Below are 12,790 nucleotides of genomic sequence, written 5' to 3' on the forward strand. Positions count from 1 at the left end.
TCTAGCAAGTCTGAATTTATACAAACTGAAATCTTTTCATTCCGATCATCATCCCCCATAAAAAAAGAGCCTCAGTTGAGACTCTTTTTAAACATTCAGCTTAGCTGGCCGGTAATGGTGGAGGTGTTGCAGGACCATCTGTCGGGGTTACATCAATCACAGGATTTTCAGCAACATAAACTTTAGGTGGTTGTGGTTCACGACCTTCCATGATGTCACGGATTTGATCACGATCAATGGTTTCCCATTCCATCAACGCTTTCACCATTGCATGCGCGATATCTTTGTTATTTTCCAAGATATGACGAGCAACCTTATATTGTTCATCCAAAATACGACGAACTTCAGCATCAACTTGTTGTTGAGTCGCTTCAGAAATAGTACGGCTACCTACGTTTCCAAAGAAACCATTCTGGTTTTCATCTTCGTAGACCATCACGCCCATTTTGTCTGACATACCGTATTTAGTCACCATTGCACGCGCCATTTTGGTTGCACGTTCAAAGTCGTTGGAAGCACCAGTCGACATCTGGTTAATAAACACTTCTTCAGCAATACGGCCACCGAATAAAATTGAAATTTCATTCAGCATTTTGTCTTTGTAATGACTGGTCTGGTCGTGTTCTGGCAACTGCCAGGTCACACCCAATGCCCAACCACGCGGCATAATAGTCACTTTATGTACAGGATCTGTGCCCGGTAAAATTTCAGCAACAATGGCATGACCTGCTTCATGGTAAGCGGTAGCACGACGTTCTTCTTCGCGAATCACCATCGATTTACGCTCAGGCCCCATGTAGATCTTGTCTTTTGCATCTTCAAAGTCATGCATATCGACAGTATTCTTGTTACGACGTGCAGCGAATAATGCTGCTTCGTTTACAAGGTTAGCCAATTGTGCACCAGAGAAACCAGGTGTACCACGAGCAAGAATTTTCAGATCCACACCTGTGTGTGAAGGCAATTTTTTCAAATGCACGTTAAGAATCTGTTCACGACCTTTAATGTCTGGTAAACCAACCATCACTTGACGGTCAAAACGGCCTGGACGAAGCAAGGCTTTATCAAGTACATCTGCACGGTTAGTTGCAGCGATAACGATAATCCCTTCATTGCCTTCGAAACCATCCATTTCTACCAGCATCTGGTTCAAGGTCTGTTCACGTTCATCGTGACCACCACCGGTACCTGAACCACGGTGACGACCCACAGCATCAATCTCATCAATAAAGATGATACAAGGCGCATGACGTTTTGCCTGTTCGAACATGTCACGTACACGTGATGCACCAACACCGACAAACATTTCTACGAAGTCAGAACCAGAGATACTGAAGAACGGAACTTTGGCTTCACCGGCAATGGCTTTAGCTAGCAAGGTTTTACCGGTACCCGGAGGACCAACCATCAACACGCCTTTAGGAATACTTGCACCCAGACGTTTGAATTTTGAAGGATCTTTTAAGAAGTCAACAATTTCAACAACTTCTTGTTTTGCTTCATCACAGCCGGCAACATCGGTAAAAGTAACTTTAATTTGGTCTTCAGAAAGCATTTTTGCTTTTGATTTACCAAAACTCATTGGTCCGCTTTTACCACCTGCACCACCACCCATGTTGCGCATAAAGAACATGAATAACAAAATGATCAAAAGTACAGGGAAACTAGCGATAAGAAGTTGCATCAACAAACCTTGACGTGCAGGAGCAGTGCCCTCTACGACAACATTATGTTTAATGAGGCTTGGCATTAGTTCTGGGTCTTGAACCGCAGGACGAATACTTTCAAACTCTGAACCGTTTGTTTTTTCACCACGAATTCTTTCGCCATCAATGGTGACTTGCTTAATTTGACCAGCATTCACCGCTGAAACAAACTCTGAATAATTCATTGCAGTCGGTTGATTACGGTCACTGATGTTACTGAAAATCAGAATCAGCACACCCAGTATCACCAGCCACAATACGGCATTCTTGAAGAGATCGCTCAAAGCTTTATTCCCATATCAATCTAATTTGATCATGCCCAGAAATGGATGACCTTAATTTAAGCTGAAGATCAGCTTTGCAATATTTTAAAAATGTACAAAATGCACAATTTTTAACGTCTTGGCAAGTAAACTTTATTTAGAAGCCTTCTTACGACCTTGCCCGATCAAAAATACTTCTTTAGAACGGGCACGTGAAGCAGCGGGTTTTGCCGTCTTCAATACATCAAAGCTATCTACAACTTGTTTACGGAATTCATCAAATCCGGTGCCTTGGAAAACCTTGACTACAAATTGGCCTTTAGGTCCTAAAACCTTATTGGCAAAATCTAAAGCCAGTTCACACAGGTAAATTTGACGCGGTTGATCTACAGCCTTATTACCTGATGTATTGGGGGCCATATCCGAAATTACAACGTCTACAGTCCGTCCGTTTAAAATATTTAACAATTTTTCAAAAACTTCTTCCTCACGGAAGTCACCTTGCAGGAAGGTCACATCAGGCAATGCATCCATAGGCAAAATATCGGATGCAATCAATAACCCTTTATCACCGACTAACTTACCGGCAATTTGCGACCAGCTTCCAGGTGCAGCACCCAGGTCAACGACAGTCATGCCCGGTTTAATAATTTTGTATTTTTCTTGAATTTCAAGAAGCTTATAAGCAGCACGCGCACGATAACCTTCCTTTTGCGCTTTCTTTACAAAAGGATCATCCAAATGCTCGCGCATCCACTCTCGACTACTTTTTGACAACTTCTGGTTGGTAATGCGTGTCGCCATAACTCTCTAAATAATAAAAAACTTCTAATATATGATTGTACGTGAAAAACACCACTGTTGCAGTATACATCTGTATCTAAATCTGATCTTTGGTGATGTTTTTTTCAATTATCTAAATTGATTATTTCAACAGAATATACAGCGTTTAAACTTGGCATTTGTTATACTAGGCCGTTTTTAAAATTAGGTTATCTTTATGGCGGCTTTATCTATTCAGGAACGTAAACGTTTACGTCAAATTGGTCATGCATTGAACCCGGTGGTTATGCTTGGCGATAAAGGTTTGACTGAAGCTGTGGTTGAAGAACTCAACCGTGCTTTAAACGATCACGAATTGATTAAAGTGAAAATTGTGGCTGAAGATCGTGAAGAACGCGCATCTTTAATTGAAGACCTTTCAGCTCAAACTGGTGCTGAAGTTGTTCAAAAAATTGGTAAAATTGCTTTGCTTTATAAAAAAGCGGCAAAACAAAATGCCAAATTATCTAACTTAGTTCGTCACGCTCATTTATCGAACTAAGCAGATTTCATGGCCAGTTACGAACTTAGCGCCTTTGATCGTCGCTTTCAATCGATCTCCCTAGTTGCTGCGATTGAACAACAAAGCCCATATAGCTTAAATGTGGGCTACTGGTTACGTGATCCCAATCAGCTCATGCAATGGCCTGAAATGGTTCAAGATCATCCTCGTCAGGATTTCTTGTGGGAACACACCTGTTTTGAAATTTTTATTGGGGTACAGGGTGAAGATTTCTATCGAGAAATCAATCTCTCCCCTTCCCAGGCATGGCAAGCGTATCTGTTTGAAGAATATCGTTATCCTGAAGATATGCCGCCGCAAGCTACCCATGATATTGAGCTCAACCAGCTCAAACGCACCCATTACGGTTTAAATGTGAGCCTGGACTTAACCGAGTTTATGTTAAAGCACAAATTACAGTGGTCGGATCTATTCTTGGGCTTAACGGCTGTACTCCAAACTTCGCAAGGCGAGCAATACTTTGCGATGCAACACAGCAGTCCAAATGCAGACTTTCATAACAAACGTGATTGGCTACATCAGTTTTAAAGCATAGCAGTAATATTCAAATAATAAAAAAGTGAGGCAAAGTACCTCACTTTTTTATGTCTGCATTGCGTAGATCTGCAATGTTGACTGAAGGAAAACCAGCATAGCGACCTTCCTCGCCAGTATATAAGTAGATTTCTCTACCTATCTATCAGCTTTTTAAAGTAGGTTCATCATCCGACTTAACCGACACCTTTTTCCACGCATCTAAAGTATGCTCCTTAGAACGTTTTAAAGTTTCAGCCAGATGGTCTTTATGTTTTACTGAAATTTGGCTGACATCCTCTTTTAACTCTTTGCCAAGTTTCGATAAATCTTCAATCACAGCATTAAATTCAGATTTGATGAACTCCTTCAATTCACTTAAATCTTTTTGTGAAAAATTCAATTGCTTTTTAATGGTTTCAATACGCTGAAAAAGATCCTGTTTTAGATTTTGAACCTGATCCTGTACATTGGCATGTAGCTCTTTCGCTTCAACTTTTACATTTTCAGTTGATTCGGTCACTGCTTCTTTCACTTTTTGCTGCGCTTCTTTAGATGCGTGTTCCAACTTGTCAGCACCTTCTGCGACCACTTCTTTTAAAGTGGTTTTTGCTTTCACTGTCTTTTGTTCTACTGTCATGATCTTGTTCCTATAGTTATTGTATGAGAGCACTAGCGTAGTCGGTTTTGATAAAATTTAAGTTTTGATTTGTTAGACAATTCTAATTTGCTTACATTTTATATACACAGCAGCACAAACAGACTTTTCAACAAAACACAAGGCATTTATCTTACATATTCATAGTTAAATAAAATGGACTTTAAAGAGCTTTCTGCGTATAATGCCGTGTTAAGTTCAAGCGAGCAGACATAGGGAGGGTAGGTTTTATAATAGCCTTCCTTTTTTTTCGTCTTCTCGCTTTTTTACAGCCTAAATTTCAGGAGCTTTGGTTTGAGCACCCCAGCAATTTTAGCCCTTGCCGATGGTACTATTTTTAAAGGTACTTCAATTGGCGCATCGGGTAGTACGACTGGTGAAGTCGTTTTCAACACTGCCATGACTGGCTATCAAGAAATTTTGACTGACCCGAGTTATGCACAACAACTTGTCACCCTAACTTACCCACATATTGGTAACACAGGTTGTAATGATGAAGACGCTGAGTCAGGTCGAATTCATAAAGTATGGGCCAACGGATTGATCATTCGTGACCTGCCTTTATTGCATAGCAACTTCCGTTCCGAACAATCACTTGGTGATTACCTTAAACAACACAATGTTGTTGCTATCGCGGATATCGATACACGTAAATTAACGCGTATTCTGCGAGCTAAAGGTGCACAAAACGGTTGTATTCTTGCAGGCGAAAACATCACTGAAGAACAAGCACTAGAAAAAGCACGTGCATTTGGTGGTCTTAATGGTTTAGACCTTGCTAAAGAATGCTGTGACCCTGAAGGTTATGAGTGGACTGAAGGCTCTTGGGCTCTTGGTAAAGGTTTCTCTCAACCAGAACTTAAATTCCATGTTGTTGCATACGATTACGGTGTCAAAACCAACATCTTACGTATGCTCGCAGACCGCGGTTGTAAATTGACTGTAGTGCCTGCACAAACTCCTGCTGCTGACGTTCTTGCACTTAATCCAGATGGCGTGTTCTTGTCGAACGGCCCCGGCGATCCAGCTGCATGTGACTACGCAATTGAAGCTGTAAAAACAATTGTAGAAACCACAGAAATTCCGGTATTTGGTATTTGTTTAGGTCACCAAATTCTTGCACTTGCATCAGGTGCAAAAACTGTGAAAATGCCTCACGGTCACCACGGTGCCAACCATCCTGTACAAAATCTTGAAGATGGTACAGTAATGATTACTTCTCAAAACCACGGCTTCGCAGTAGATACAGACACGCTACCGGCTAACTTGAAAGCTACGCACAAATCATTGTTCGACCAAACCTTACAAGGTATGCATCGCACAGATAAACCTGCGTTCAGCTTCCAGGGTCACCCTGAAGCAAGCCCTGGTCCACATGACTGCGCACCACTGTTCGATCATTTCATCGAACTTATCGAAGCATCTAAGAAGTAATTAAGGAAGCATCATGGCTAAACGTACAGACATTAAAAGCATCTTAATTATCGGTGCTGGTCCAATTGTGATTGGTCAGGCTTGTGAGTTTGACTATTCTGGCGCGCAAGCGTGTAAAGCACTTCGTGAAGAAGGCTACCGCGTTATTTTGGTCAACTCTAACCCAGCGACCATTATGACTGACCCTGCAATGGCAGATGCTACGTATATCGAACCGATTACTTGGCAAACTGTTGCTGCAATCATTGAGAAAGAACGCCCAGATGCTGTTCTTCCTACAATGGGTGGTCAAACAGCATTGAACTGTGCCCTTGCCCTTGATGAGCATGGCATTCTTGCAAAATACAATGTTGAATTGATTGGTGCGACTAAAGAAGCAATCGAGAAAGCTGAAGACCGTAAACTCTTCGACATCGCGATGCGTAAAATTGGTCTTGAATGTCCAAAAGCTGACATTGCCGAGTCAATGGAAGAAGCTTTGGCAATTCAAGCACGCTTCGGTTTCCCTGTAATTATCCGTCCTTCATTCACCATGGGTGGTTCAGGCGGCGGTATCGCTTACAACCGCGAGGAATTCATTGAAATCTGTGAACGCGGTTTCGATCTTTCTCCGACTAAACAATTATTGATCGATGAATCTCTAATTGGTTGGAAAGAGTACGAGATGGAAGTTGTTCGTGACAAAAATGACAACTGTATCATTGTATGTACTATTGAAAACTTTGACCCAATGGGCGTGCACACAGGTGACTCAATCACTGTAGCTCCTGCGCAAACATTGACTGACAAAGAATTCCAATTACTACGTAACGCTTCTTTAGCTGTACTTCGTGAAATTGGTGTTGAAACTGGCGGTTCGAACGTTCAGTTCGGTATTAACCCGAAAGACGGCCGTATGGTTGTGATCGAGATGAACCCGCGTGTATCTCGTTCATCTGCGCTTGCATCTAAAGCAACGGGTTTCCCTATTGCGAAAATTGCTGCGAAACTGGCAGTTGGTTACACGCTTGATGAATTGAAAAATGACATCACTGGCGGTACGACTCCTGCATCTTTCGAACCTGCAATTGACTACGTTGTAACCAAGATTCCTCGTTTCAACTTCGAAAAATTCCCGCAAGCTGACGCAACGCTTACAACTCAGATGAAATCTGTGGGTGAAGTGATGGCGATTGGCCGTAACTTCCAGGAATCAGTGCAAAAAGCACTTCGTGGTCTTGAAGTGGGTGCTTGCGGTTTTGACGAAAAAATCGCTGTAGGTACTGAAGGCGCGAAAGACAAGATTTTGGTTGAACTTAAAGTTCCAGGTCCAGAGCGTATTTGGTATGTTGCTGATGCATTCCGTCACGGTTTCACATTAGACGAAGTATTTGCTGCAACCAACATCGACAAGTGGTTCCTGATTCAAATCGAAGATATCATCAAAACTGAAGAACAAATCAAATCTTTAGGTTTTGGCGATTTAAATGCTGATAATATTCGTGCATTTAAACGCAAAGGTTTATCTGACCTTCGTATCGCTGGTTTGATGGGCATTTCACAAAAACAATTCCGTAAACAACGTTGGAACTTGGGCGTTTACCCAGTTTACAAACGTGTTGATACATGTGCGGCAGAGTTCGAATCTGACACAGCTTACATGTACTCAACTTACGATGAAGAATGTGAAGCGAATCCGTCTGCTAAAGATAAGATCATGGTGATCGGTGGCGGTCCTAACCGTATTGGTCAAGGGATCGAGTTCGATTACTGCTGTGTACACGCTGCCCTTGCAATGCGTGAAGACGGTTATGAAACAATCATGGTGAACTGTAACCCTGAAACTGTTTCTACCGACTATGACACTTCAGATCGTTTGTACTTCGAACCGATTACCCTTGAAGATGTACTTGAAATTGTACGTTTAGAGAAGCCTAAAGGCATTATCGTTCAGTACGGTGGTCAAACTCCGCTTAAACTGGCTCGTGCTTTAGAAGAAGCGGGTGCGCCAATTATCGGTACATCTCCTGATGCAATTGACCGCGCAGAAGACCGTGAACGTTTCCAGCAAATGATTCAACGTCTGCAACTTCGTCAACCAAACAACAGCATCGTAAAATCTGCTGAAGAAGGTATGGCTGAAGCGTCTAAAGTAGGCTACCCACTTGTAGTACGTCCTTCGTATGTACTTGGTGGTCGTGCGATGGAAATCGTTTACAACGATGACGAATTGAAACGCTACCTACGTGATGCGGTTCAAGCATCAAACGAAGCGCCTGTTCTTCTTGATCGCTTCCTTGACGATGCAATCGAAGTTGACGTGGACTGCGTATCTGATGGTAAAGACGTTGTGATTGGCGGTATCATGCAGCACATCGAACAAGCCGGTATTCACTCAGGTGACTCTGCATGTTCTATTCCTCCTTATTCTTTATCTAAAGAAGTTCAGGACGAAATGCGTCGTCAAACAGTTGCAATGGCGAAAGAGCTTGGCGTAATCGGTTTGATGAACGTACAGTTTGCTGTGAAAGGTACTGACGTATACATTCTTGAAGTGAACCCACGTGCATCACGTACTGTTCCATTCGTTTCTAAATGTATCGGCGAATCTTTAGCGAAAGTTGCTGCGCGTTGTATGGCTGGTCAATCTCTTGTGTCGCAAGGCTTCACTACAGAGATTATTCCTGAACATTTCTCTGTAAAAGAAGCTGTGTTCCCGTTCAACAAATTCCCTGGCGTTGACCCAATTCTTGGCCCTGAAATGAAATCTACAGGCGAAGTGATGGGTGTTGGTAAAACATTTGGTGAAGCGTTCTATAAAGCTGTGTTAGGCTCTAACGATCGTTTACCTGGTCTTCCAACCGAAGGTGAAGTAAAACACGCATTCTTGTCTGTACGTCACTCAGATAAACCTCGTGCAGTGGGGATTGCTAAACAGTTAACTGATCTTGGCTTCAAAGTGATCGCTACTGGCGGTACTTATGATGTCATTAAAGAAGCTGGTATTGCATGTGAACGTGTGAACAAAGTCACAGAAGGCCGTCCTAATATCGTGGATCGCTTGAAAAATGGCGAAGTTCAGCTCATTATCAATACGACTGAAGGCAAACAGGCTCAAGAAGATTCATTCTCGATCCGTCGCTCTGCACTTCAAGGCAAAGTGTATTACACAACTACCTTGAACGGTGCCGATGCTGTATGCCAAGCATTAGCAATTAAATTGCCAATGGACGTATACCGCTTGCAAGACCTTACTAAAGGTTAATTAAGTTACCGAGAAGTCCCGTCACCTCTCGGTGGCGGGCTTTTTTTATTTATAAATCAGTACTTTTACTGATTTTTACTTTTTACAAATATGAGGGACAACAATGCAACGTTATCCTATGACTCCCGAAGGCAAAATTGCCCTAGAGAAAGAATTACAGCAACTTAAAAGTGTTGACCGTCCACGTATCATTGCAGCAATTGCTGAAGCACGTGAACATGGGGATTTGAAAGAAAACGCTGAATATCATGCTGCGCGTGAGCAGCAAGGTTTCTGTGAAGGTCGTATTCAAGACATCGAAGGCAAATTGGGTGCAGCTCAAGAAATTGATGTAAAAACACTTGAGCAAAATGGCCGTGTGGTTTTTGGTGTAACGATAACGATTGAAAATATCGACACTGAAGAACAAAAGACCTATAAAATTGTTGGCGATGACGAAGCAGACTTTAAGATCAACAAGATCTCAGTAAACTCTCCGATCGCACGTGGCCTGTTGGGCAAAAACGAAGGCGATGAAGTGAAAATCGTTACTCCGCAAGGCGAAGTTGAATACGAAATTGTGAAAGTTGAATATCTCTAAGTCTTAGATATTTTAGGCTGTAAAAACCCCTCCTAATGAGGGGTTTTTATATTCAGACAATTGATTATAAATAACCCTACTCTATCCTTCCTTTAAGAATCCTGACGCAAAGAGCTGAAAGGCATGTAAGGCTTCTGGTAATACCTGCTCAGGATGTTCGCTGGAAGCCACCCATAATGCAGCATTCATGGCAGCACCATTTAAAAATACGGCAGCCGCTTCTGAATCTACAGTTTTAATCCGGTTTATCGCCAACAACTGTCCAACGCACTCACGGGTAGACTGCAAGCATTTGTTTTGACTTGGCCAATGCGCCGGATCACCCAGTACCGCAGGTCCATCGCGTAACACAATACGCTGAAATTCAGGATTCAAGGCATTCTCAATATAGGTGCGCCCTTCCAGCATTAGACCTTCCCAAAGATCATCAGGCTGATCCAGATACGTCTGGGAATATTCCGCCATTTCTGAATCAATTTGATCGACCACAGCAGCAAACAACCCCCGTTTATCGCCAAAATGATGGTATAGCGCGCCACGGGTCAGCCCTGCTTCTGCGGTGAGTTTATCCATTGAAGTGTCTGCATAACCATATTCAGCAAATGCGCGACGTGCCACTTCTATGAGTTTTTTACGGGTCTCCGCCATTTTTAGTTCACGAACAGACATTAATTTAATTACCTCATCAATATACAAATTTTAATTGACATACGTCTCGTATGTCAATTATGTTTACATACGAGGCGTATGTAAAAACTTAAGCCACTTTTAAAATATTTTTTAAATTAGACATTGAGTGAGAATAGTCATGACTAGAACTGCAATATTTCCGCAAGATCGCCATACTTTATATGAACAACATGGTTACTCTGCTGCGATCAAATCAGAAGATTTACTCTTTGTATCGGGTCAGGTCGGTAGCCGTGAAGATGGTAGCCCTGAACCGGACTTAGAGAAACAGGTAGAACAGGCTTTTAAAAACTTGGCTGCTACATTAGCAGCGGCAGGTTGTACTTTCGATGATATTGTCGATGTCACCACCTTTCATACCGATCCTGAACAGCAATTTGAAACTATTATGAAAGTTAAAAATCAGGTGTTTACGCAAAAACCTTATCCAAATTGGACAGCTATTGGCGTGACATGGCTAGCTGGTTTCGATTTTGAGATTAAAGTCATTGCCCGTATTCCTCACAATGCTTAGATCATATCAGCACGTGCTTTAGTAGTCGCTTTTTGACTGAATTGAGATTGTTGATTCAGCTTGAATCGCAATTCGGTATAATGGCGCATTCCTTATTGTTATAGCCCTCTTATGTCTGAAAAGCTGATTAACTCCCCTGTGAATCACTGGTGCGAGTTCGAATTCATCTCTAAAACAGTGAAGAATCCGAATATTCATATTAAAGGGAATTATTCTTACTATTCAGCCTATTGGGATCAGGGTTTTGAGCGTTGTGTGGTGCGTTATCTGCATGACAAGCCTTCGACACCTGAGAAGCCTATTGATCAGCTCTATATCGGTAATTTTGTCTGTTTTGGCGCAGAATGCGTGATTATGATGGGTGGTAACCAATTGCACCGTACCGACTGGATTTCAGCGTTTCCATTTGATACACGCAGTTTTGTGCCTGCGGGTGACACCGTGATTGGTGATGGCTGCTGGATTGGCTCACGTGCCATGATTATGCAAGGCGTGAAGCTGGGTGAAGGTGCAGTTGTGGCGACAGGTGCAGTGGTCACAAAAGACGTGCCGCCTTATGCAGTAGTTGGTGGCATACCTGCAAAAATTATCAAATACCGTTTTCCTTCTGATGCTATAGAAAAACTACTTTCTCTTAAACTCTATGACTTAGATGAAAAGCAGTTTTTAAAAATGCGTGAGCAGTTGCAGATGGATGATATAGATAAGCTAGTTCAATATTTTGAATAAATAAATACTTAAAATTTGAGCACTTATAAAATTAATGTTAAATTAATCAAAAATTTAGAGCATTAATTTCATGGATAAAAGATACCAAGTTTTCGTAAGCTCAACTTTTACAGATTTAGAAGAAGAGCGTAAGCACATTATTCAAACATTAATGGAAATGGACTGCATTCCTGCAGGAATGGAGTTATTCCCAGCTGCTGACGAAGAACAATGGGATTTTATCAAAAAGGTCATTGATGACTGTGATTACTACCTTTTACTCATAGGTGGAAGATATGGTTCGCTTAGTCCCGAAGGTATAAGTTACACCGAAATGGAATACGATTATGCTGTTTCTAAAAGTATGAAAGTAATTGCTTTAGTACATGGTGAACCAAATAACTTACCTCAAATCAAATGTGAGAAAGACTCTAAACTACAAAATAAATTGGAAAAGTTTAGAGAAAAAGTATGTACTGGACGTCTAGTAAAATTTTGGACTAATAAAGATCAAGTGGCAGGAATAGTTGCACTTAGTTTAACTAAAACAATAAAAATGCATCCTGCAATAGGTTGGGTTAGAGCGAGTTTAGTTCCATCCGAAGATTCATCCCAAGAAATTCTTAAACTAAGAAATGAAATTACAATTTTAGAGAATAAAATTCAAAACTTAAAAAGCAAACCTGATGGTATCGAGAATTTATCTCAGGGTGATGATGAAATAATGCTAGATATTTTATATAAAGCTCACAAAGCAAATGATGATCGCTATGCATCTAAAAATTCTTATCAAGTTCCAGTTACATTAACTTGGAACCAGATTTTTTCTTTTTTATCACCCAGCTTAATTGTAGAAAATTCCGAAGAAAATTTATTATCGCTTTTAGGCGATTGTATTTATGTAAATTGCCATGAAGAAATTATAGAGTTTTTTGAAAAAAATAAATTGAAAAATCGTTCTAATCGAAGAGCTTATAATGAAGACCTAAGAACCATTATCGTTCAATTTAGAGCATTAAAATTAATTGAATTAAGTACAAAAAAACATCCACCTTCTGATAACAATATTTATTGGTCTCTCACTCCATATGGCGATCAGCTTATGACTGAACTAAATGCCATAAAAAAATCTAGT

Annotated in this window: 12 protein-coding genes; 8 read left to right on the forward strand and 4 right to left on the reverse strand. The window is 41.2% G+C overall.

Features of this window, described 5'->3' with window-relative positions; translation table 11 throughout:
* Nucleotides 1–100: 100 nt before the first annotated feature.
* Nucleotides 101–1,990 carry an ATP-dependent zinc metalloprotease FtsH gene (ftsH, locus tag WAE57_RS13425; protein ID WP_086176187.1) on the reverse strand — a complete coding sequence of 630 codons (1,890 nt, stop codon included), beginning with the start codon at nucleotides 1,988–1,990 and terminating at the stop codon, nucleotides 101–103.
* Nucleotides 1,991–2,122: 132 nt separating this feature from the next.
* A complete protein-coding gene (gene rlmE / locus WAE57_RS13430) occupies nucleotides 2,123–2,773 on the reverse strand; it encodes a 23S rRNA (uridine(2552)-2'-O)-methyltransferase RlmE (protein WP_086176188.1) in 651 nt (216 codons plus the stop codon).
* A gap of 196 nt (nucleotides 2,774–2,969) precedes the next feature.
* Between rlmE and yhbY the strand changes: the two genes are divergently transcribed.
* Nucleotides 2,970–3,293, forward strand: a complete 324-nt coding sequence (gene yhbY / locus WAE57_RS13435; RefSeq protein ID WP_237786249.1) for a ribosome assembly RNA-binding protein YhbY — start codon at nucleotides 2,970–2,972, stop codon at nucleotides 3,291–3,293.
* Between the two features lie 9 nt (nucleotides 3,294–3,302).
* Complete coding sequence (locus WAE57_RS13440; protein WP_337710966.1) at nucleotides 3,303–3,842, forward strand: DOMON-like domain-containing protein; 540 nt, start codon at nucleotides 3,303–3,305, stop codon at nucleotides 3,840–3,842.
* 151 nt (nucleotides 3,843–3,993) lie between these two features.
* On the opposite strand, the gene WAE57_RS13445 is transcribed toward WAE57_RS13440, so the two are convergent.
* Entirely contained in the window at nucleotides 3,994–4,467 is a 474-nt protein-coding gene (locus WAE57_RS13445) for a hypothetical protein (RefSeq protein WP_337710967.1), read from the reverse strand.
* Between the two features lie 312 nt (nucleotides 4,468–4,779).
* Between WAE57_RS13445 and carA the strand changes: the two genes are divergently transcribed.
* From carA to greA, 3 genes are all read left to right on the forward strand, one after another.
* Entirely contained in the window at nucleotides 4,780–5,919 is a 1,140-nt protein-coding gene (gene carA / locus WAE57_RS13450; RefSeq protein ID WP_301434634.1) for a glutamine-hydrolyzing carbamoyl-phosphate synthase small subunit, read from the forward strand.
* A gap of 13 nt (nucleotides 5,920–5,932) precedes the next feature.
* Complete coding sequence (gene carB, locus WAE57_RS13455) at nucleotides 5,933–9,163, forward strand: carbamoyl-phosphate synthase large subunit (RefSeq protein ID WP_237786245.1); 3,231 nt, start codon at nucleotides 5,933–5,935, stop codon at nucleotides 9,161–9,163.
* Between the two features lie 103 nt (nucleotides 9,164–9,266).
* Entirely contained in the window at nucleotides 9,267–9,743 is a 477-nt protein-coding gene (gene greA / locus WAE57_RS13460) for a transcription elongation factor GreA (protein ID WP_237786244.1), read from the forward strand.
* An 81-nt stretch (nucleotides 9,744–9,824) separates the two neighbouring features.
* Here greA and WAE57_RS13465 read toward each other — a convergent pair whose 3' ends face one another.
* Nucleotides 9,825–10,412, reverse strand: a complete 588-nt coding sequence (locus WAE57_RS13465; RefSeq protein WP_337710968.1) for a TetR/AcrR family transcriptional regulator — start codon at nucleotides 10,410–10,412, stop codon at nucleotides 9,825–9,827.
* A gap of 139 nt (nucleotides 10,413–10,551) precedes the next feature.
* Between WAE57_RS13465 and WAE57_RS13470 the strand changes: the two genes are divergently transcribed.
* The 3 genes from WAE57_RS13470 to WAE57_RS13480 form a co-directional block, all read left to right on the forward strand.
* On the forward strand, nucleotides 10,552–10,947 hold the full coding sequence (locus WAE57_RS13470; RefSeq protein ID WP_337710969.1) for a RidA family protein: 396 nt from the start codon (nucleotides 10,552–10,554) through the stop codon (nucleotides 10,945–10,947).
* Nucleotides 10,948–11,058: 111 nt separating this feature from the next.
* Nucleotides 11,059–11,676: a CatB-related O-acetyltransferase gene (locus WAE57_RS13475; RefSeq protein WP_337710970.1), complete on the forward strand. Its 618-nt coding sequence runs from the start codon at nucleotides 11,059–11,061 to the stop codon at nucleotides 11,674–11,676.
* A gap of 70 nt (nucleotides 11,677–11,746) precedes the next feature.
* Nucleotides 11,747–12,790, forward strand: a 1,044-nt coding sequence (locus tag WAE57_RS13480; RefSeq protein ID WP_337710971.1) for a DUF4062 domain-containing protein, incomplete at its 3' end; no start/stop codon positions are given.

The organism is Acinetobacter sp. NS-4, assembly GCF_037402435.1.
In the GTDB taxonomy this organism is placed as follows: domain Bacteria; phylum Pseudomonadota; class Gammaproteobacteria; order Pseudomonadales; family Moraxellaceae; genus Acinetobacter.